The following is a 19,909-nucleotide window of genomic DNA, read 5'->3' as shown; positions in this document are numbered from 1 at the left end:
TCTGCGGACCCCGGTCGGCGATCAGTCGGGCGCGACGGTCCCGTCGGTGAGGCCGTCGTACATCCCGCGCACGAGGTGCTCCCCGAGTCGGCTCGCGTGGCGCAGCGCCCGCTCGAACTCGTCGAGCGCGCGGAAACGGGCACCGTAGCGCCGCTGTTCGTCCAGGGGGAGCCGGGGCAGCTGCAGCCGGCGCACGTCCAGCCGGGTCGCCGTGGAGGCGTAGCTGCTGGCCTGCCGGTTGTTGGCGGTGCCGCGCAGGAAGCCGGCGAGGAACCACGGGTCGAGGGCGGTGCGGTCGGGGCGCAGCAGCACCAGGTTGCGCCCCAGGGCCGCGCCCGCCGTCGCGTCGTCGATCACCCGCGCCACCGAGCCGCCGCCGAGGACCGGTACGACGACATCGCCCGGCTCGGTCAGCACGGCCTCCTCGTCGCTCTCGGGGAGCGTGCCCGAGGGAGCCGTCGCGGCGAGGACGTCGTGGTCGGTGAGTACGGGCACGCGCGCGTGGCCGCCGTTCCCGCCGGTGCGCAGCACCAGCGCGCCCGCGCGCGCGAGTTCACCGACGGTGGTGAGCGGCCACCGCGCGGGCAGCGCCTGGTCGGCCGGCGGCGGGGTGAGGTCGACGGTCAGGCGCAGGGTCGCGCCGAGCCGCTCGCGGACCGCCGTGAGCTCTGCCGCGCCGTCGGCCGCGGCGGCCGGGGGCAGATGGCGGGCGGGGGCGAGGTCCACGTCGTCGTCGAGGAGTTCGATGACCGGCACCGCACGGGCCAGCCCCGGCCGTTCCACCGGTCCCCCGTCGCGCTCGAAGGCACGCCAGGCGTCCAGGACGGCGTCCCGTACCGCCGCCCAGTCGGGGCCGCCCCGCCCCTCCCCGGCGAACTTCCCGGTGTCCACGAGCAGCACCTCGGGCGTGGCCGGCGTCCGGTCGGGCCGGCGCAGCACCCACAGGTGCAGCGGAATGCTGTACGGCGGCGCCGCCCCGGCCGGCAGCGCGACCAGTGCCCTGAGCGCGCCCCGGCGCAGCAGGTCGGCGCGGATCCGGCGCCCGGAACGGCGGGACGCGACGGCCGGCGGCATCAGCAGGACCGCGGTGCCGCCGTCGGCGAGCCGGGCCAGGGCGTGCTGCACCCAGGCCAGTTCGGACTCGGTGCGCGCGGGGAAGCCGTACTCCCAGCGGGCGTCGTACGCCAGTTCGTCGTGGCCCCAGTTGCGCTCGTTGAACGGCGGGTGGCACAGCACCGCGTCCGCGCGCAGCTCCGGGTAGGCGTCGGCGCGCAGGGTGTCGCCGGCGGCGCCGTGCACCCCCGCCCGGGAGTGCAGCGCGAGCCGCAGCGCGGTCAGCGCGGCGAGTTCGGGGGCGCTGTCCTGGGCGTACAGCTGCTGGTGGGGGCGGACGTCGACGGCCCGCAGCAGGGCGCCGGTTCCGCAGGCCGGGTCCAGCACGGTGCGGGCGGGGCCGGCCAGGTCGGCCATGAGACCGGCGAGTTCGGACGGTGTGAGCGTGTACTGGCGTGGGTTGGCGTCCAGGTGCCGCCCCAGCAGGAACTCGAAGGCCTGCCGGGCCCCGGCCTCGGCGGCCAGTTCGGCCGCGCCGCGCAGGAGGGGGGTGGAGGGGAGGAGTTGGGGGCCGGTGGGGGTACGGACGGCGGGAGTGGCGAGGGCGGCAGCGGCAGCGGCAGCGGGGGGTGCGGTGCTCACACCTTCCGTACCGCCGGACCTGTTCACACCGGCCGCGCCGCGTGACTTGTTCACACCGGCCGCGCCACCTGACCTGTTCACAGCTTCTGCGGCGTCCGAGGCCCGGCCGCTGTGAACCGTGGGCTCCGCCGAGCCGCGGAGGCGCGCGGTCAACACCTCGTCCAGCGCGGCCGGCAGCATCGCGGCCAGGCGCTCGTCCGAGCCGGCGCTCACCTGGAGCCAGACGGTGGGGCGCTCGTGGATCAGCAGCAGCGCGCAGCCGGCGTGCACGAGCGCCGTCAGCGCGCCGTCGGGGTGCCCGGCGAGTTGCTGCCAGACCCGCTCCCGCAGCGGGACCTCGGCGAGTTTGCCCTGCCTGCGCAGCCAGGACTCGACCTCGGCGAGTGCGAAGGACGGGCTGGTCTCGGTGCCGCCGACCGGCTTGGGGAAGTCGGCGTGCCGGCGCCGCCAGTTACTGACGGCGGCGCGGCCCACCCCGGCGAGCCGTGCGATGCCGGCCGCGGTCACCTCTGTGGCGTTGTCCTGCACGCGGCCTCGCTCCCTTGTCCCATGTGTGCACCGAGCATACCGACGCACACAAGATCCCCCCCTTCACGGACGTGTACACATCGCTCCACGTAAGTCATGTTGACTCGGTTCACAGCCTCTGCTGTTATTGACCCACCGCTTCAACGACTCCCGAAGGACTCCCGATGCGTCTCCCGTCCCGCGCCGTGATGCTGATAGCCGCCGCGGCCCTCCCGCTGGCCCTGACCGCCTGCTCCGCCGGATCCACCGGTTCCGGCTCCGACTCCGGTACCGGCACGAGCGCCGAGCCGGCCAAAGCGAAGGACCCCCACTCCGGCCTGCTCACGGGGACCCGGCTGACGAAGGCACTGGCGCCCGCCTCGGCCTTCCCTGCCGGGCTCACCCTTGAATCCGACGGCTCCGCGGACAGCGGCGGCCAGTTCCTCTCCCCGGCCGGCCGGAAGGCGGGGAAGCCGGACTGCACCAGGCTGGAGAGCACGTCCTGGATCCAGGTGTCCGGCTACAAGGGCGGGGTGTCGTTCGCGCAGAACGGCTACGCGAGCAAGACCGAGGAAGTGGACCAGGAGATCGACGCCTTTCAGGGCACCACGGCGGCAGCCGTGATGAAGGCCCTGCGGAGCGTGGCCGCCGAGTGCGCCACGTTCACGGACACCGACGCGCACGCCAAGGTGAAACTCACCGGCAGCGCCACGGCCGGACTCGGCGACGAGGCCTACACGATGACGCTGACGAGCGGCTCCTGGGAGAACGGCACCACGCTGATCGCGGCCCGCTCCGGCGGCTCGGTGGTCACCGTGCTGTCCACGGCTGGCGGCGACAACGGTGCCGCGTCCGCGAAGAAGGTGACGACGACGATCCTTTCGGCGCTGAAGTAGCTGAAGCAGCAGCTTCCGTTCCGTTTCCGTGAAGGATGCCGATGCGTCTGAGGTCCCGTTCCGTCGACCGGGCGGCCGCCGGGGGAGCCGCCGGACGAGCGCGCGCCGTACGCGGACGCGGCGTGCCCGGAGCGCCGCTGCGTGCCGTGCTCGTTCTCGGCCTGCTCCTCGGGTTCTACCTGCTGGCCCTGCTCGTCCTCGTCGCGCTCGCGGTCCTGGACGTCTTCCTGGCCCGGGGCCCGGGCCTCACGGTCATGGCCGTCGAGGGCTGGCTCGGCTCGCTGGCGATCGCCTGGTGCGTGGTGCGGGTCGTCCTGCTCACCCGCGGCCCCGGGGACGGGCGGGACGAGCTGCCCGGTGTCCCGCTGACGCCGCGTGAGCAGCCGGAGCTGTGGCGGCGGGTGCGGGAGCTCGCCGATCGGGTGGGCACCCGGCCGCCCACGGAGATCCGGGTGATCCCGGGGGCCAACGCCATGGTGCGGGAGGATGCCCGGTGGCTCGGGCTGGTCGCGGGCGAACGGCGGCTCTTCCTCGGCACGGCGCTGCTGATCGGCCTGCCGGAGGACGAACTGCTCGCCGTGCTCGGGCACGAACTGGGCCACTACGCGTACGACGACACCCGGCTGGGCGGCCTGCTCCTGGCACTGCACGGCAGGCTGCTGCACACCACGCACACCTTGCGGCAGCGGGCCGTGCGTGAGGAGGCCGAGGAGAAGGCGAGGACCGCCGCACGGGCCGCCCGGCGCCGGTCGGCCGGCAAGCCGCCACCGCTGGAGCGGGAGCCTGCGCGGGGCCCCGACCACTACCTGAACCTCGTCTTCTCCACCTACGCGCGGTGGTGTCTGCGCCTGACCGAGGCCGTCAGCCGCCGGCAGGAGTACGCGGCCGACCTGGTGGCCGCCCGGGTCGCCGGACCGGGCACCACGGCCGCCGCGCTGCGCCGCATCCACGTGCTCGAAGCCGCCGACGACCTCTATCTGAGCGAGTACGCCCTGCTGGGCCGCGACGCAGGCCTGCTGCCGCCGGAAGGGCAGTTCCACGGCGGGCTCGCGCTCCTGCTGGCGGACCCCGCACGCCGGACGGGACTGGAAGCGTGGGCCCGCGAACCGCTCCCGGAGGTGATCCCCGAGGAGCGCTCCCCGTACGACAGCCACCCGCCCACCGCCGACCGCGTCGCGGCGCTGGAGGCGCTCCGCGAGCTCCCCGAGCTCTCCGAGTTCCCCGAGTTCCCCGAGTTCCCCGAGTTCCCCGGCGACGGACACGCCACCACGCGCCCCCGGCCTCCCGCCCTCGCGCTGATCCGCGAGCCGGACCGCCTCTTCACCGCCCTGGAGCGAGCCGTACTGCCCCCGGAGGCGCTGTCCTGGCGGCGGGTGCCCTGGGCCGAACTGCCCGCGCGGGCCCGGCGCGAGAGCTGGGCGCGCGACGCGGGGCCGCTGCTGGAGGCCATGGCCCAGGTGGCCGACGCGAGAGGCGTCGGCGCGTCCGGGGCATCCGGAGCATCCGGGGCATCCGGGGCATCCGGAGTGACGCACCTCGGCTGCCTCCTGGACCTGGTCGACCACGGCCTGCTGCACGACGTGGCCGGCCGGCTGCCCAGATCGGAGCAGGCCGGCCGGAGCAGCGGGCGGGTGGCACGCGAGTTCGGCAGGACGGCCTTCCGGTCGGCCCTGCGCCGACTCGCCCTGCTCACCGCACTGGACACCGGGCTGTGCCGGTGGGAGCTGTGCTGGTCGGGGCCCGCGGTGCGGGTGGTGGCCCCCGAGCGGTTCGCCGAGGCGCTGGAGCAGGCCCTGGACCACGTGGTCGCCGAGCCGCCCGGCACGGCTCCGCTGCGGGCCCTGCTGCTGTCCGGCGGCGGCCACGCTCCGACCACCCCTGCGACAGCCCCTGCGACCACCCCTGCGGCAACATCCGCGACCATCTCGTCAGCCGCCTCCTCAACCTCCCCCTTCGGCGGCTTCTACCCGAAAGACCCGGTATGAACGTCCTGATCGACATAGCCGGTGCCGGCATTCTCGTCTACGCGGTCGTCACTCTCCCGCGCAATATCCGCAAGGGGCGCGCCCTCCGGGCGGAGGCGAAGGCCAAGGCGCCGGTCAACATCGACCCCGCCAAGTACGGGCTGGTGCCCGCCGCCCAGCTCGACAGCCGTTACGCGGGCCCCGATCCCGAGGCCGACGCGGTCGCGGCGGCCGCCCTCGCCGGTGACTGGCGGCGGGCCGCCGCCTACCTGGCCGCAGCGGGCCGCGACTGGGACCTGCGCTGGTACCGGCTCGGCATCCTGGTCCACGCCGCCGCCGAGGACGACGCCTGGCTCAAGGCGTGGCGGACCGAGTACCCCGGCGACCCGTCCGCCGCCCTCGTGCACGCCGACGCGCTGGTCGTGCTCGCGGGCAGGGTCCGCGGCGCCAAGCTGGCGAAGCACACCACGGCCGAGCAGTTCGAGGGCTTCCACCGGCTGCTCGCCGAGGCGCTGCCCGCCTGCCAGGAGGCCGCCTGGATGGCGCCCGAGGACCCCTCCCCCTGGATCGCGCAGATCTCCATCGCGCTGGGGCTCGGCTGGTCGCACGACGACTTCCGGGCGCTGTGGGCCGAGATCACCGCACGCGATCCGTACCACTTCGGAGCGCACGCGCGAGCGTTGCAGTACTGGTGCGCCAAGTGGCGGGGTTCGCACGAGCTGATGTACGCGTTCGCCGAGCAGGCCGCGACCGCCGCGCCGCAGGGCAGCCTGCTGCCCGTGCTGCGCCTGGACGCACTGATGGAGCACGCGTTCCGGGAGCCGAAGGCGCCCGTGTACAACCAGCCGTTCGTGCAGGCGGCCGTGGACGCCACCCTGGACGCCGTGGACCGTGCGCCGGCCGGGCACCACCGGCTGCCGACGGTGCGGCACCTGCTGGCGGACACCCTGTTCCAGACGAAACGGTACGCGGAGGCCGTCGAGCAGTTCCGGGCGGTCGGCGGATACGTCGGCAGCCCGCCGTGGTCGTACTCCGCGAACCCGGTCAAGGCGTTCGTCTTCGCCCGCACCAACACCTTCGTGGCCTGGGAGAAGGCAGGCTGCCCGGCCCCTCCGCCGCGCGGCCGCCTCCAGGGGCCATGACACCCGCGGCGGGGACGGACCGGTTCAGCGCGCCTTGAAGCGGGACGGCGCCTTGGTCGGGTTGCCGCCCGAGGGGAGTTTCTGCCCCGGGCAGGTCGTGAGGACCTTCTTCATCGCGGTCTTCTCGGCGGCGGTGACCCACAGGCCGTACTTCTTCTTCACGGCGACCTGCGCGGCGACGTAGGTGCAACGGTAGGACGTGTCGGGCGGCAGCCAGGTGGCGGTGTCGCCGTCACCCTTGCCGCGGTTGGCGCTCGCGTCGACGGCCAGGAGGTTGAGCGGGTCGTTGGCCGTTCGTCTACAACCAGCCGCAGGTGCGGGATGCCGTGCAGGCCGCCATGCACGAACAGCGTCAGCACGGACGCCGGATCACGACCGGGCCAAGTTCGGGTCAGGTCACACCCGCCGGCCTGCAGACCGAACTCGCCCTGGCCCGGGAAGAGATCAAGGACCTGAAGAAGGAGCGGGACCGCCTCCGGGAACGCGTACGGCTCTCTCTGGGCGCGGAACTGGACGATGTGGGCCGCGGTCAGCTGGTCGAGCGGATCCGGCAGCTGGAACAGCAGAACACGGAGCTGAGGCGTCGGAGGCCGGCGACCGCCTGACCGATTCAGAACGACGCCTGCAGGAGGCGGAAGACGACCTCACCGCCGCCAGGGCAGGTCCTCGTCGCGCGATGCGGGCGGTGCCTTCGAAGTGACCAGTGGCGGGAACCGGTATCAGGCCCGCCGCAGACCATGTTGTGGTAGGCAGGGTTCGTGATCGGCCGCCTCCCCCTTGACCAGCAACTTGATTGCCTGCGTGAGACGCTGTCGCGAAACGAGGTGTTGACGGAGGTACTGGCACGCACCGCGACGTTGGGCCTGCCCGGGTGGTACGTGACGGCCGGGTGCCTGTTCCAGACCGTATGGAACGTGGTCACGGACAGACCGCCGACCAGCGGCATCAAGGACTATGACGTCTTCTACTTCGACGCCGGCGATCTGTCCTGGGAGGCGGAGGACGCTGCTATCAAGGCCGGACAGAAGGTCTTCTCCGGCCTGGCCGCAGAGGTTGAGATCCGGAACGAGGCGCGGGTGCACCTCTGGTACGAGGACAAGTTCGGGGTGGCGTGTCCTCCGTACGAGTCCACCGAGGCGGCGATCGACAGCTTTGCCGCAACCACATGCTGTCTCGGGGTGCGCACCGAGGCCGACAGCAGGTGGCGGGTATATGCGCCCCACGGGCTGTCGGACGTGTTCAACCTCATCGTCCGACCGAACCCAGTGCTCGCCCCGCAGTCGGTCTACGAGGCCAAGGCGGCACGGTGGCGTGAGCAATGGCCTGAGCTGACCGTCCTGGAATGGCCCTCCACGAACAGCACGGCTCCCGCGGCCCGCGGCTGATACCGACCGCGTCGGCCTTTGTCAGCTGCCGCACTGCGTCAGCATCATCCGCTTGTCCGCGGCCGTCACCGGAAGGTCGTACTTGAGCGACACCTGGGCGAAGCGCACCACGTAGGAGCAGCGGATCTGCTTGTTGGGGGGCAGCCAGGTCGCGGGCCCCGAGTCGCTCTTGGCGCCGTTGGTGGGGCCGTCCACGGGGATCAGGTTGAGCGGGTCGTTGGCGATGTCCTCCCGCTTGTCCTTCGTCCAACGGGACGCACCCATCTGCCAGTCGTACGACAGCGGCATGACGTGGTCTATCTGCACCGTCGTGGCGTGAGGCTTGGTCCATTCGATGGTCTTACCGGTGTACGGATCGTGCAGTGTCATGGAGGCGACGACGCAGTCGGATCCGGCCCGGAACCGGACCTTCTCGCCATCGCGTTTCAAGAGATCGTTTCGCGAGTCACAGCCGTTGTGAGCAAAGGGTATGGCGCCTGGAGCCGAGTCCATCCAGGCGTAGCCGAACTTGTCCCTCTCGTACCCCGTCTTCGGCCCGCGTCCCTTCGTCGCCACTTTTTCGATCAGCGACCGCGCCTTCGCCCTGTCCGCTGTGGAGGTGATCGCCCCCAGCCCCGGCTTCGTGCCGTCAGGATTGTCCAGCGGGTTCACGGCCCGGCCGTCACCGGCGGCCGAGACGGCGGAACCGGAGGATCCACTGCCCTCAGGTGGAGCAATGTCCTTGCAGCCTGTGATCAGGATTCCGGTGGCCGCCAGTACGGCGGATGCCACAACAACACGCCGACCCACAGCGCTGTACCTCATGTGCCTCTCAGTACGCATGGCCCACCACCCCCAGAACGAGCTGCGAAAAGCATGCGATCACGCCGCGCAGCATAGAGATAACCCGGGTGTCACAGGAGTTGGAGTCGGTGTCCGCCCAGGCGGAGCCGAACTTCTCCCGGGAGTAACCGGTCTTCGGCGCCCGTCCCTTGACGGTCAGCGAGTCGGCGGCCGCCAGGGCCGCTCCCCCGCCCGCCGTGCCCTGGGCACCCGAAGCGCCGTTGTCCTGCAGGTCCTTGCAGCCGGCCACGGCGAAGACCATGACGACCGCCATGACCGCCCCGCCCCTCAGACGCGCCACGTACGCCCCCTCTCCCTTACCCCTGTCCGCCGCCGCACGGGCTGATTTCCGCTGGTCCTACGGTGACTGCTGCACGGTTCCCCCCAGATGGGGCAAAAACTCCCATATAACCGCAACTCGCATTTGTCGGCGACCGGTTGGCAGCCGGGCCGAAGCCCGGACCGTACGCCTTCGCGCGCGCTCACTCCCCGCCGCGAACGAATGCCCCCGAAGGCGCGCCTCACACCTTGTCGTGCGCGCACGCCTCCCAGGCCTGTGACGAAGGGCGGGGCGCGGCCGGTGCCGGGAGACCGGCGAGGGCCGCGCCCCGCTTCGTGCCGGGGTCCTTCCGTGGCGCCGTACCGGGCCCTTCTACGACCCCAGGATCGACGCCAGGAACTCCCCGACCCAGCTCAGCAGTTCCCGGCCGACCAGCGGCTTGCCGCCCACCTTCGCGGTCTTGGGGCGGGGCACCAGCAGCTGGTGGACGGCCGGCTTGATGACCGTTCCGGGGTAGAGGCGCTTGACGCGCAGCTCCTGCGACTCGCGCAACTCAACCGGTGCGAAGCGGATGTTGGTGCCCTGGAGGACGATCTCGCCGACCCCGCACGCGCGGGCGAGCATCCGCAGCCCGGCGACGAGCAGCAGGTTCTCCACCGGCTCGGGCAACTTGCCGTAGCGGTCGGTGAGTTCCTCGCGGACCGCCCGGATGTCGTCCTCCGAGTTGGCGGAGGCGATGGAACGGTACGCCTGGAGGCGCAGCCGCTCGCCGGGCGCGTAGTCGTGCGGGACGTGCGCGTCGACGGGCAGCTCGATCTTGACCTCCAGCGGCGGCTCCTCCTCGATCTCGCCGGTCTCCAGCTGCCGCCGGTAGTCCGCGACCGCCTCGCCGACCATGCGGACGTAGAGGTCGAAGCCGACGCCCGCGATGTGCCCGGACTGCTCGCCGCCGAGCAGGTTGCCGGCGCCGCGGATCTCCAGGTCCTTCATCGCGACGTACATGCCGGCGCCCATCTCGGTGTGCTGGGCGATGGTCGCGAGGCGCTCGTGGGCGGTCTCGGTCAGCGGCTTCTCCGGCGGGTACAGGAAGTACGCGTACCCGCGCTCGCGGCCCCGGCCGACCCGGCCGCGCAGCTGGTGCAGCTGGGACAGGCCGAAGGTGTCGCCGCGTTCGACGATGAGTGTGTTGGCGTTGGAGATGTCGATGCCGGACTCGACGATCGTGGTCGAGACGAGGACGTCGAACTTCTTCTCCCAGAAGTCGACGACGACCTGTTCGAGGGCCGATTCCGACATCTGGCCGTGGGCGGTCGCGATGCGGGCCTCGGGGACGATCTCGCGGAGTCTGGCCGCCGCCCGGTCGATCGACTCGACCCGGTTGTGGATGTAGAAGACCTGGCCCTCGCGCAGCAGTTCCCGGCGGATGGCGGCGCCGATCTGCTTCTCCTCGTACGGCCCGACGAAGGTGAGCACCGGGTGGCGCTCCTCCGGGGGCGTGGTGATCGTGGACATCTCGCGGATGCCGGTGACCGCCATCTCCAGGGTGCGGGGGATGGGCGTGGCCGACATGGTGAGCACGTCGACGTTGGCGCGGAGCTTCTTCAGCTGCTCCTTGTGCTCGACGCCGAACCGCTGCTCCTCGTCGACGATGACCAGGCCGAGGTCCTTGAACTTGGTCTCCGAGGAGAACAGCCGGTGGGTGCCGATGACGACGTCCACCGCGCCCTCGCGCAGGCCCTCCAGGGTCCCCTTCGCCTCGGTGTCGGTCTGGAACCGGGAGAGCGCCTTCACGCTCACCGGGAACTGCGAGTACCGCTCGGAGAACGTGCCGAAGTGCTGCTGCACCAGCAGCGTGGTGGGCACGAGGACGGCCACCTGCTTGCCGTCCTGGACCGCCTTGAAGGCCGCGCGGACGGCGATCTCGGTCTTGCCGTAGCCGACGTCGCCGCAGATCAGGCGGTCCATCGGGACCGACTTCTCCATGTCGTCCTTGACCTCGGCGATGGTGGTCAGCTGGTCGGGGGTCTCCGCGTACGGGAACGCGTCCTCCAGCTCACGCTGCCACGGCGTGTCCGTGCCGAACGCGTGCCCGGGGGCGGCCATGCGGGCGCTGTAGAGCTTGATCAGGTCGGCGGCGATCTCCTTGACGGCCTTCTTGGCGCGCGCCTTGGTCTTCGTCCAGTCCGCGCCGCCGAGGCGGTGCAGGGTGGGGGCCTCGCCGCCGACGTACTTGGTGATCTGCTCCAGCTGGTCGGTCGGGATGTACAGCCGGTCGCCGGGCTGGCCGCGCTTGGCGGGGGCGTACTCCACGACCAGGTACTCGCGGGTGGCGCCCTGGACGGTGCGCTGCACCATCTCGATGTAGCGGCCGACGCCGTGCTGCTCGTGGACGATGTAGTCGCCCGGCTCCAGGGTGAGCGGGTCGATGGTCTTGCGGCGGCGGGCCGGCATCCGGGCGCCGTCCTTGCCGGCCGCCTTCTGGCCGGACAGGTCGGTCTCGGTGAGGACGGCGAGTCTGAGCGCCGGGTCGACGAAGCCGTAGTCGATCGAGCCGCACGACACGTGCACGACCGAGGGGCTGAGCTCGCCCAGGTCGACGTCGAGGCGGGCGGCGATGCCCTCGCCGCCGAGCACCTCGACGGTGCGGGAGGCGGTGCCGTGGCCCTCGGTGACGTAGACCGTGTGCCAGCCGTCGGCCAGCCAGCCCTTGGTGTCGGCGAGGGCCTTCGCGGTGTCGCCGCGGTAGGTCTCCGTGGCGTGCATGCCCAGCTTGAGGGTGTCGGCCGCAAGCTCCTCGTCGGCGGCGAACGGCGACACCGACCACCACATCATGTCCAGCTCGCGGGCGCGGTCGCGGACGTCCGCGATGGACCACAGGGAGGCCGCGCCGACGTCGATGGGCGCCTCGCCGCCGCCCGCGGTGGCCGCCCAGGAGGCCTGCAGGAACTCCTGGCTCGTGGCCACCAGGTCGGCGGCGCGCGTCCGCACCCGCTCCGGGTCGCAGACGACGGCCATCGCGCCCTTGGGCAGCACGTCGAGGAGCAGTTCCATGTCGTCGACCAGGACCGGGGCGAGGGACTCCATGCCCTCCACCGCGATCCCCTCGGCGATCTTGTTCAGCAGTTCGCCGAGCTCCGGGTGCTCCTCGGCGAGGGCACGCGCGCGTGCGCGGACGTCATCGGTGAGCAGCAGCTCGCGGCAGGGCGGTGCCCACAGGCCGTGCTCGGCGACCTCCAGGGAGCGCTGGTCGGCGACCTTGAAGTAACGGATCTCCTCGACGTCGTCGCCCCAGAACTCGACGCGCAGGGGGTGTTCCTCGGTGGGCGGGAAGACGTCCAGGATGCCGCCGCGTACGGCGAACTCGCCGCGCTTCTCGACGAGCTCCACGCGCGCGTAGGCGGCCGCGGCGAGGGCTTCCACGACCTCGTTCAGGTCGGCGCTCTGGCCGGTGCGCAGCGCCACCGGCTCCAGGTCGCCGAGGCCCTTGACCTGCGGCTGGAGCACGGATCGTACGGGCGCGACGATGACCGAGACCGGGCCGGTCTCGGGGTCGTCGGGGCTGGGGTGGGCGAGGCGGCGCAGGACCGCGAGGCGGCGGCCGACGGTGTCGCTGCGGGGGCTGAGGCGCTCGTGCGGGAGCGTCTCCCAGGAGGGGTACTCCGCGACGCCCTCGGAGGGCAGCAGGGTGCGCAGCGCCGAGGCCAGGTCCTCGGCCTCGCGGCCGGTGGCGGTGACGGCGAGGACGGGGCGGCCGGCCTCGCGGGCCAGGGCGGCGACCGCAAGGGGGCGGGCCGCGGGGGGGCCGACCAGGTCGACGTGCATGCGGTTGCCGTCCGCGGCCGCCTTGATCGCTTCCGCGAGGGCGGGGTCCTTGACGACGGCGTCGAGCAGACCGTGCAGGCTCATTCAGGCGGCTTTCGTCGGGGGGTGGGCAACACGAAGTACCCGGCGCGGGCTGCGACCGGGGGGGTATCCAGCGTACGACTACGCGGGCGCGGGTGCCGGGGCTGTGGATAACGTCCGTCGCCCTGTGAGGCGCCCTGCGCCGCGGTGGCCGTCCCAGGGGGCTCCGCCCCCTGGACCCCCGGAGCCTATGCCCACCCGCCACCCGACTCGGTCGATCGAAAGGCACAGCTCGAAAAGCAAAGACGGGCCCGCCGCCGTACTCGGTCGATCAGGCGGCGCGCTCGACCCGGACGACCGAGCGGGCAGCGGGCTCGGCTCGGCCGGTTGAGAGGCACGCTCGGCTCGGCCGGTCGACAGGCGGAGTCCGGGAAGCCGGGCCCGTCTCGGTCGGCCGAAAAGCCCGGCTCGGCTCGGTCGGGACGCCGGGATCGGAGGACGTGCATGTGCCCGGCGCCGGAGAGTCCCCCAAGACTCTCCGGCGCCGGGCGTTCCCCCGCAACCCCCGTATGCGGTGGTCTTCCGAATTGACTCAGTCCGTCGCGATCGCGTTCAGGACGTTCATGCGGCCCGCGCGGAACGCCGGGATCAGGGCGGCGAACAGGCCCACGAAGGCCGAGCCGACGAAGACGCCGATGATCGTCGGCCAGGGGATCTCCAGGACCTTCAGACCCTGCAGGGCGAGCAGCTTCTGGGCCGTGGCGCCCCAGCCCATGCCCAGGCCGAGGCCCAGCAGGGCGCCGAAGAGGGCGATCACCACGGACTCCATGCGGATCATGCGGCGCAGCTGGCGGCGGGAGAGGCCGATGGCCCGCATGAGGCCGATCTCGCGGGTCCGCTCGACCACCGACAGGGCCAGGGTGTTCACGACACCGAGGACCGCGACGATGATCGCGAGGGCGAGCAGGCCGTAGATCAGGTTCAGCAGCTGGCCGATCTGGTCCTTGAGCGCCTTCTTGTAGTCGGTCTGGTCGCGCACGGTGTACTGCGGGTAGTCGTGCAGCGCGGACTTGAGCGACTTGTACGCGGCGTCCTGCTGCCCGTCCCTGGCGGTGGCGAAGACCAGGTCGTCGAGCGGCATCTTGGCGGCCGGCACGTACTTGGCGAGCGTGGTGATGTTCGTGTACTTCGAGCCGGCGTCGATGAGGCCGTCGCTGCTGGTGATCGCCCGGACCGTCAGGTGTGCCGTGCGGCCGTCCTTGAACTTCACGGCGATCTTCGAGCCGAGGTGGATGTCGTGCGCCTTGGCGAACTTGTCGTGCACGGACATCGAGTCGGGCAGGTAGGCGTCCTTGAGGTCGCCGGCGACGGTCTTGGTGCGCAGGTCGGTCGCGTACGTCGGGTCGGCCGCCGTGATGTCGGTGTCCTTGAGCGTCTTGCCGTCGGGCGTGGTGTAGTCGGCGGTGGTGGTGCGGTACTCGGTGACGCGGGCGAGTCCGGGGACCTCCTTGACGGCCTTGACCGCCTGCGGGGTGATCCGCTGGCCGCTGTCGGACTGGATGATGAAGTCCGTGCCGACGGTCTTGTCGAGCTGGTCGGAGGCGGAGGCGACCATGGAGGAGCCGACCACCGAGAGGCAGGCGACCAGCGCCAGTCCGATCATCAGGGCGGCGCCGGTGGCGCCGGTGCGGCGCGGGTTGCGCAGCGCGTTGCGCTCGGCCATGCGCCCGACCGGGCCGAACATCCGCAGCAGGACGGCGCCCAGGACCCGTACGACACCGCCCGCGAGCAGCGGGCCGATGACGACGAACCCGATGAGCGACAGGACGATGCCGATGCCGAGCCAGGCCGAGCCCTGCTTGGCCTGGTCGGTGGCCGAGGCCAGGTAGAGGCTGTAGCCGCCGGCGCCGGTCAGCACGAGGCCGACCAGGGCGCGTATGCGGCCCGCCCGGGCGTCGGCGGGGGCGCCCGCGTCGCGCAGCGCGGCCATCGGGGAGACCTTGCCGGCGCGGCGCGCGGGGAGGTAGGCGGCGAGGACGGTGACGACGACGCCGAGGATCAGGCCGAGCACCGGGGTCGTCCAGGCGACCGTCAGGTCACTGGTCGACAGGTGCATGCCCATGGAGCCCATGAGCTTCATCAGGCCGACGGCGATGCCGACGCCCGCGCCCACTCCCAGGACCGAGCCGACCACGCCGAGCAGCAGGGCCTCGACGAGCACGGACTGGTTGACCTGGCGGCGGCTGGAGCCGATGGCCCGCATCAGGCCGATCTCGCGGGTGCGCTGGGCGACCAGCATCGAGAAGGTGTTGATGATCAGGAAGATGCCGACCAGGAAGGCGATGCCGGCGAAGCCGAGCATCGCGTACTTCATGACGTCCAGAAAGCTCTCGACGTCCTTCTGGTTGGCGTCGGCGGTCTCCTTGGCGGTCTGCACCTTGTAGGCGGTACCGAGTTCGCCGACGACGTTCTTCTTCAGCTGGGCGTCCGTCACGCCCGGCGTGGCCGTCACGTTGATGTTCGTGAAGACGCCGGTCTGCCCGACGAGCGTGCGCTGGGCGGTCTTCGTGTCCAGGTAGAAGATCGCGGCACCGGGATTGGTGACGGTGAAGTCGGCGATGCCGGAGATCTTCGCGGTGTGCGTGCCGACCGCGCTGATCACGCCGATCTCGTCACCCAGTTTCAGGTGGTGCTTGTCGGCGGTGTCGGCGTCCACCATGACCTGGCCGGAGTTCTTCGGCGCCGTACCGGAGGTGATCTTCATGGTGCGGGCGTCGTTGGAGTTCCAGCTGCCGACGATGGTCGGCGCGCCGCTGGACGGCGACAGGCTGTCCTTCTTGGCGTCGACGACGGTCACGGACGTCGAGAAGACCGTCCCCTCCGCCGCCTTGACGCCGTTCGCCGCGCGGACCTCGGCCACCACCGCGGCCGGCAGGACGGGCGGCCTGCCGTTGTCGGAGGTGGTCTGGCCGGTGTCGGAGGCGCCCTTGGCACTGACCGTCACGTCGGACGAGGTCGCCGCGAACAGCTTGTCGAACGTCGTGTTCATGGTGTCGGTGAACACCAGCGTGCCGCACACGAACGCCACCGACAGCAGGACGGCGACCGCCGACAGGGCCATCCGCCCCTTGTGCGCGAAGAAGTTGCGCATCGAGGTCTTCAGGACGGTCATGACGTACGCCCCCGCGCGTCGAAGTCCTTCATGCGGTCCAGGACGGTGTCCGCGGTCGGCTTGAACATCTCGTCGACGATCCGGCCGTCGGCGAGGTAGAGCACGCGGTCCGCGTAGGAGGCGGCGACCGGGTCGTGCGTGACCATCACGATGGTCTGGCCCAGGTCGTCGACGGAGCTGCGCAGGAAGCCGAGGACCTCCGCGCCGGCGCGGGAGTCGAGGTTTCCGGTCGGCTCGTCGCCGAAGATGATCTCGGGACGGGCGGCGAGGGCGCGCGCCACGGCCACGCGCTGCTGCTGGCCTCCCGAGAGCTGGGTGGGGCGGTGCTTGAGCCGGTCCGCGAGCCCCACGGTGTCGACCACGCGCCGCAGCCACTCCTTGTCGGGCTTGCGCCCGGCGATGTCCATGGGGAGCGTGATGTTCTCCAGCGCGTTCAACGTCGGCAGCAGGTTGAACGCCTGGAAGATGAACCCGATCCGGTCCCGGCGCAGCTTCGTGAGCCTCTTGTCCTTCAGGCCGGTGATCTCGGTCTCGTCCAGGTGGATCTGGCCGCTCGTCACGGTGTCGAGCCCGGCGAGGCAGTGCATCAGGGTGGACTTCCCGGACCCCGAGGGGCCCATGATCGCGGTGAACTGCCCCCGCGCGATGTCCACGTCGACGTGGTCGAGAGCGACGACCCGGGTCTCTCCGGCCCCGTACGCCTTGACGACCTGCCGCGCTCGCGCGGCAACGGCCGTACGCCCTCCAGTACCCCCGTGCCTGGGAATGGTCACAGCCGATGTCACGGTATGTCTCCTAAGTCGGTCAGCGAATGCACGGCGTGGTGCCGTGCCTTGCTGTGCGGTGGTCGGTACGACGACGAGTCTCGCGGTCGGCGGGGTTGCTCCGCGCTGGTGCGAAGCCCCGTCTTGCCCGGGGGAAAACCCCACCCCCGCCGGTTCGGTCAACCGCCCCCCGGCGGCGTAAAGCCAGGTTAAGGACGGACGGGGTGCCGCCTCGTCCTCCGGCGGTACGAACCCTCCCCGAGCCGTAGTACGGAGAACCCCCTAGGGGACGTCCACCGCCGGGTGGAGTCCTTCTCGGGGTCGGCTTCCACCCACCGCCCCAGACAGCGTCCACCCTCTCGTCGCGTGAGGATCAAGTGGGCGCGGTCCCGCGCGTTCCCACCAGGTGGACGCACACTCCCACCGCGCCGGGGCGGATGGGAAGCTGTTGTGCGCGACATAGATACATGGTGGCCGCACGGGGAGGGGATCCGGCGTGGAGAACACGAGACCCGCGATACGCGCGGTGGGGCGCGAGGCCGGGACGGGCCGGCGGGGGGCCGTGGTGGCCGCCCTGATGCTCGCCATGGCACTGGCGGCGCTCGACTCCACCGTCGTCTCCACCGCGGTACCCCAGATCGTCGGCGACCTCGGCGGCTTCTCGGTCTTCTCCTGGCTCTTCTCCGGCTACCTGCTCGCCGTCACCGTGACGCTGCCGGTGTACGGCAAGCTCTCCGACACCTTCGGCCGCAAGCCGGTGCTGGTCGCGGGCGCCGCGGTGTTCCTGCTGGGGTCGCTGCTGTGCGCGACCGCCTGGAACATGGCCGCGCTGATCGCGTTCCGGATCGTGCAGGGCCTCGGCGGCGGGGCGCTGCAGGGCACCGTGCAGACCCTCGCGGCCGACCTCTACCCGCTCGAGGAGCGCCCGAAGATCCAGTCGAAGCTGTCCACGGTGTGGGCGGTCTCGGCGGTCGCCGGGCCGGGGCTCGGCGGGGTGCTGGCCGCCTACGCGGACTGGCGGTGGATCTTCCTGGTCAACCTGCCGATCGGCGCGGCGGCGCTCTGGTTGATAGTGCGTCACCTCCACGAGCCGGAGCGCGCGCCGCGCACGCACCCGCGGGTGGACTGGGCGGGCGCGCTGGCGGTCTTCGCGTGCGGGGGCGTGCTGCTGACGGCGCTCGTGCAGGGCGGAGTGGCGTGGGCGTGGTGGTCCGCGCCGTCGTGCGCGCTGTTCGCCACCGGGCTCGCGCTGGCGGGGCTCGTGGTGTGGATCGAGCGCCGGGCGGCCGAGCCGATCATCCCGGGGTGGGTGTGGCGGCGCCGTACGATCGCGGCCGTCAACCTCGCGCTCGGCGCGCTCGGCCTGCTGATGGTGGCGCCGACGGTGTTCCTGCCGACGTACGCGCAGTCGGTGCTCGGGCTCGCGCCGGTGGCCGCCGGGTTCGTGCTGTCGGTGTGGACGCTGAGCTGGCCGGTCTCCGCCGCCCTCAGCCAGCACGTGTACCGGCGGATCGGCTTCCGCGACACCGCGCTGCTCGGCATCGGCGCGGCCGCGCTGATCCTGTTCGCGTTCCCGTTCCTGCCCTACCCGGGGTCGGCCTGGCAGCCGACGCTGCTCATGCTCCTGCTGGGCGCCGCGCTGGGCCTGTTCCAACTGCCGCTGATCGTGGGCGTGCAGTCGACGGTGGGCTGGGCGGAGCGGGGCACGACGACCGCGTCGGTGCTGTTCTGCCGGCAGACCGGCCAGACGATCGGGGCGTCAGTGTTCGGCGCGGTCGCCAACGGGGTGCTGGCCGCCCGGCTGGGCGGCGCGGGCGACCTCGACTCCGTCACGCGCGCGCTGGACGACGGAACGGCCCCCGAGTCCACCCGGCACGCCATCGCGGACGCGGTCCACGCGGTGTACTTCGGGGCGGCGTGCGCGTCGGCACTGGCGTTCGCGGTGCTCCTGGTACTGGCGCCCCGGCGGTTTCCGGTACTGACGGAGCGGTGAGGGCGGCCCCTCTCCCACGAGCCGTCGCCGCTGCCCGAAACCCCGCCCCGCTAGCGCCTGTTCGCGCGGTGGCGCGCCACCAGGACCGCGCCCGCGGCGACGACGGCGGCCGCCGCGACGGCGCCCACGAACGGGAGGGCCGTACCGGCACCGGTGTTCTCCGTGTCGCCGCCGGACGCCCCGTCACCGCCGGTGACGTCGAGCCGGATGCCGGCCTTGTCGTTCCCCGCGTCGGTGTCGAACGGCCGGGACGCGCCGGTCAGTCCGATCGATCCCCGGGCCCCCGACACCGCCTTGTCGATCTTCAGGCGGAAGGTGTAGCTCCGCTCGTAGCCTTCCTCGACCCAGGGAAAGTCGATGCCGCAGACGTACTCACCGGATCCCGTCCTGCGGCAGTAGGGGTCGGTCCTGGCCACCGACGTACCGGCGGGCATCCTGACCACGATCCGGGCGGCATCGGCCCGGTCACGCCGCTGCACCCAGGCCGGTCCGGCGTCGGCGAAGCTCACGGTCAGGGGGACGGTGTCCCCGACGTCCCCCTGCAACCGCGCCCCGGTGACCTTGAAGTCGGCCGTGTTCACGGCGGTCACCGGCACGTCGGCCTCGTCCCAGCGGCTGTTCCTCGCGCCGCCGGCGGGTGCAGCGACGGCATCGGGCTGTTCGACCAGCTCGACCGCGGGCGCGGCTCCGCGCACCTCCCGCGAGAAGTTGTCCCCCGGGTAGGGGTACCCGGCGGTCTCGGCCTTCACCTCGATCACCTCGTACAACGCGCTGTCGCGCACGGGGAAGGTCAGCTGTCTCCCGGGCGCGTAGACGACACCGGGCCGCACCGTCTGGCCGAACTCGCAGATGACCTCGGTCCTGTCCGGCTCCCCGTCCCCCGCGGCGATCGTCGAGTACGCACAGTTGGCCGGGAGTCCGGCCGGTTCCGGATGGGCCAGTCCATGGCTGAGCGTGTACGTCAGCCAGACCTTGCCGAGCGCCTTGGTGCCCGTGTCGGTGAAGCTGGTGGGCACCCGGACGGTGCCGCCCGGCTCGGCCCCGTCGATCGGGGCGATCTCACCCAGGACCACCCCGGCCGCCGGATCGCCGGCCGCGGCGGGCGTGGCACCCAGCGTGACCAGGGCGAGGGCACCGAGCGCGCCGACGGTCCGCCCGAGGACACGAAGTCCGGAAGAGGTCTGGAACATGAGCCCCCACATGAAGCGTCGGCGACGGACGGGCGAACGGCGGGTCAAGGCGTGCCCCGCCCATCAGGACTCCCGTCGCCGTCGAACAGTTGTAGCGGCCCGCGAAGGGCGGACGTACGTCCCGGGCCGCCGCGGATCCGGGCGCGAGGAAAATATGGGTTAACGCGGGTAACACCCGAGGTCAGGCGCGTTGCCGCGCAGTAAGCGCATACCGGCCGGCCAGTTGAAGGAAAAGGCCGCACACCCCGCATACCTG

Annotated in this window: 12 protein-coding genes and 2 pseudogenes; 6 read left to right on the top strand and 8 right to left on the bottom strand. The window is 71.9% G+C overall.

Annotated features, from left to right (window positions below; all coding sequences use genetic code 11):
- Positions 1–21: 21 nt before the first annotated feature.
- Positions 22–2,223: an N-6 DNA methylase gene (locus tag ACZ4UV_RS36125; protein WP_451019009.1), complete on the bottom strand. Its 2,202-nt coding sequence runs from the start codon at positions 2,221–2,223 to the stop codon at positions 22–24.
- 164 nt (positions 2,224–2,387) lie between these two features.
- On the opposite strand from ACZ4UV_RS36125, the gene ACZ4UV_RS36120 reads away from it, so the two are divergent.
- From ACZ4UV_RS36120 to ACZ4UV_RS36110, 3 genes are read left to right on the top strand one after another with little or no spacing between them, the layout of a single operon-like run.
- A complete protein-coding gene (locus ACZ4UV_RS36120; protein ID WP_451019008.1) occupies positions 2,388–3,098 on the top strand; it encodes a hypothetical protein in 711 nt (236 codons plus the stop codon).
- Positions 3,099–3,139: 41 nt separating this feature from the next.
- A complete protein-coding gene (locus ACZ4UV_RS36115; protein WP_467843739.1) occupies positions 3,140–5,083 on the top strand; it encodes a M48 family metalloprotease in 1,944 nt (647 codons plus the stop codon).
- The gene (locus ACZ4UV_RS36110; protein WP_451019006.1) at positions 5,080–6,204 is read left to right on the top strand and encodes a hypothetical protein; all 1,125 of its coding nucleotides are present in this window, start codon (positions 5,080–5,082) and stop codon (positions 6,202–6,204) included. The genes ACZ4UV_RS36115 and ACZ4UV_RS36110 overlap by 4 nt, the downstream gene beginning before the upstream one ends.
- Before the next feature lie 24 nt (positions 6,205–6,228).
- Here the strand turns inward: ACZ4UV_RS36110 and ACZ4UV_RS36105 are convergent.
- Positions 6,229–6,498: pseudogene (locus ACZ4UV_RS36105) on the bottom strand (HNH endonuclease family protein); the annotation flags it as partial.
- 44 nt (positions 6,499–6,542) lie between these two features.
- On the opposite strand from ACZ4UV_RS36105, the gene ACZ4UV_RS36100 reads away from it, so the two are divergent.
- Together ACZ4UV_RS36100 and ACZ4UV_RS36095 are read left to right on the top strand one after the other, a co-directional pair.
- Positions 6,543–6,809 carry a hypothetical protein gene (locus ACZ4UV_RS36100; protein WP_467843735.1) on the top strand — a complete coding sequence of 89 codons (267 nt, stop codon included), beginning with the start codon at positions 6,543–6,545 and terminating at the stop codon, positions 6,807–6,809.
- Positions 6,810–6,962: 153 nt separating this feature from the next.
- Complete coding sequence (locus ACZ4UV_RS36095; protein ID WP_451019004.1) at positions 6,963–7,589, top strand: nucleotidyltransferase family protein; 627 nt, start codon at positions 6,963–6,965, stop codon at positions 7,587–7,589.
- 21 nt (positions 7,590–7,610) lie between these two features.
- Here ACZ4UV_RS36095 and ACZ4UV_RS36090 read toward each other — a convergent pair whose 3' ends face one another.
- The 5 genes and pseudogenes from ACZ4UV_RS36090 to ACZ4UV_RS36070 all read right to left on the bottom strand — a co-directional run bounded on the left by ACZ4UV_RS36090 (position 7,611) and on the right by ACZ4UV_RS36070 (position 16,491).
- Positions 7,611–8,393: an HNH endonuclease family protein gene (locus tag ACZ4UV_RS36090; protein ID WP_467843732.1), complete on the bottom strand. Its 783-nt coding sequence runs from the start codon at positions 8,391–8,393 to the stop codon at positions 7,611–7,613.
- Between the two features lie 82 nt (positions 8,394–8,475).
- Positions 8,476–8,685, bottom strand: a pseudogene (locus ACZ4UV_RS36085) (hypothetical protein); the annotation flags it as partial.
- A gap of 378 nt (positions 8,686–9,063) precedes the next feature.
- Positions 9,064–12,597, bottom strand: coding sequence for a transcription-repair coupling factor (gene mfd / locus ACZ4UV_RS36080; protein ID WP_467843729.1), 3,534 nt, complete (start codon positions 12,595–12,597; stop codon positions 9,064–9,066).
- Between the two features lie 529 nt (positions 12,598–13,126).
- On the bottom strand, positions 13,127–15,706 hold the full coding sequence (locus tag ACZ4UV_RS36075) for an ABC transporter permease (RefSeq protein WP_467843727.1): 2,580 nt from the start codon (positions 15,704–15,706) through the stop codon (positions 13,127–13,129).
- The gene (locus ACZ4UV_RS36070; protein ID WP_451020299.1) at positions 15,703–16,491 is read right to left on the bottom strand and encodes an ABC transporter ATP-binding protein; all 789 of its coding nucleotides are present in this window, start codon (positions 16,489–16,491) and stop codon (positions 15,703–15,705) included. Before ACZ4UV_RS36070 ends, ACZ4UV_RS36075 begins: the two co-directional genes overlap by 4 nt.
- Before the next feature lie 475 nt (positions 16,492–16,966).
- Here ACZ4UV_RS36070 and ACZ4UV_RS36065 point away from each other — a divergent pair, with 475 nt between their 5' ends.
- Positions 16,967–18,463 carry an MFS transporter gene (locus ACZ4UV_RS36065; protein WP_451020298.1) on the top strand — a complete coding sequence of 499 codons (1,497 nt, stop codon included), beginning with the start codon at positions 16,967–16,969 and terminating at the stop codon, positions 18,461–18,463.
- Between the two features lie 50 nt (positions 18,464–18,513).
- On the opposite strand, the gene ACZ4UV_RS36060 is transcribed toward ACZ4UV_RS36065, so the two are convergent.
- The gene (locus ACZ4UV_RS36060) at positions 18,514–19,653 is read right to left on the bottom strand and encodes a hypothetical protein (RefSeq protein ID WP_467843723.1); all 1,140 of its coding nucleotides are present in this window, start codon (positions 19,651–19,653) and stop codon (positions 18,514–18,516) included.
- Between the last annotated feature and the right edge of the window lie 256 nt (positions 19,654–19,909).

This window comes from Streptomyces sp. NPDC028289 (assembly GCF_055565975.1).
Note: the sequence above shows the minus strand (reverse complement) of the source record. Positions and strands in the feature narration are given on the sequence as shown.

What these genes read in the sequence shown, in the direction of transcription:
- ACZ4UV_RS36120 (WP_451019008.1), top strand. Translation starts at nt 2,388, where the DNA reads ATGCGTCTCCCGTCCCGCGCCGTGATGCTGATAGCCGCCGCGGCCCTC.
- ACZ4UV_RS36115 (WP_467843739.1), top strand. Translation starts at nt 3,140, where the DNA reads ATGCGTCTGAGGTCCCGTTCCGTCGACCGGGCGGCCGCCGGGGGAGCC.
- ACZ4UV_RS36110 (WP_451019006.1), top strand. Translation starts at nt 5,080, where the DNA reads ATGAACGTCCTGATCGACATAGCCGGTGCCGGCATTCTCGTCTACGCG.
- ACZ4UV_RS36100 (WP_467843735.1), top strand. Translation starts at nt 6,543, where the DNA reads ATGCACGAACAGCGTCAGCACGGACGCCGGATCACGACCGGGCCAAGT.
- ACZ4UV_RS36090 (WP_467843732.1), bottom strand. Translation starts at nt 8,393, where the DNA reads ATGAGGTACAGCGCTGTGGGTCGGCGTGTTGTTGTGGCATCCGCCGTA.
- mfd (WP_467843729.1), bottom strand. Translation starts at nt 12,597, where the DNA reads ATGAGCCTGCACGGTCTGCTCGACGCCGTCGTCAAGGACCCCGCCCTC.
- ACZ4UV_RS36075 (WP_467843727.1), bottom strand. Translation starts at nt 15,706, where the DNA reads ATGACCGTCCTGAAGACCTCGATGCGCAACTTCTTCGCGCACAAGGGG.
- ACZ4UV_RS36060 (WP_467843723.1), bottom strand. Translation starts at nt 19,653, where the DNA reads ATGTTCCAGACCTCTTCCGGACTTCGTGTCCTCGGGCGGACCGTCGGC.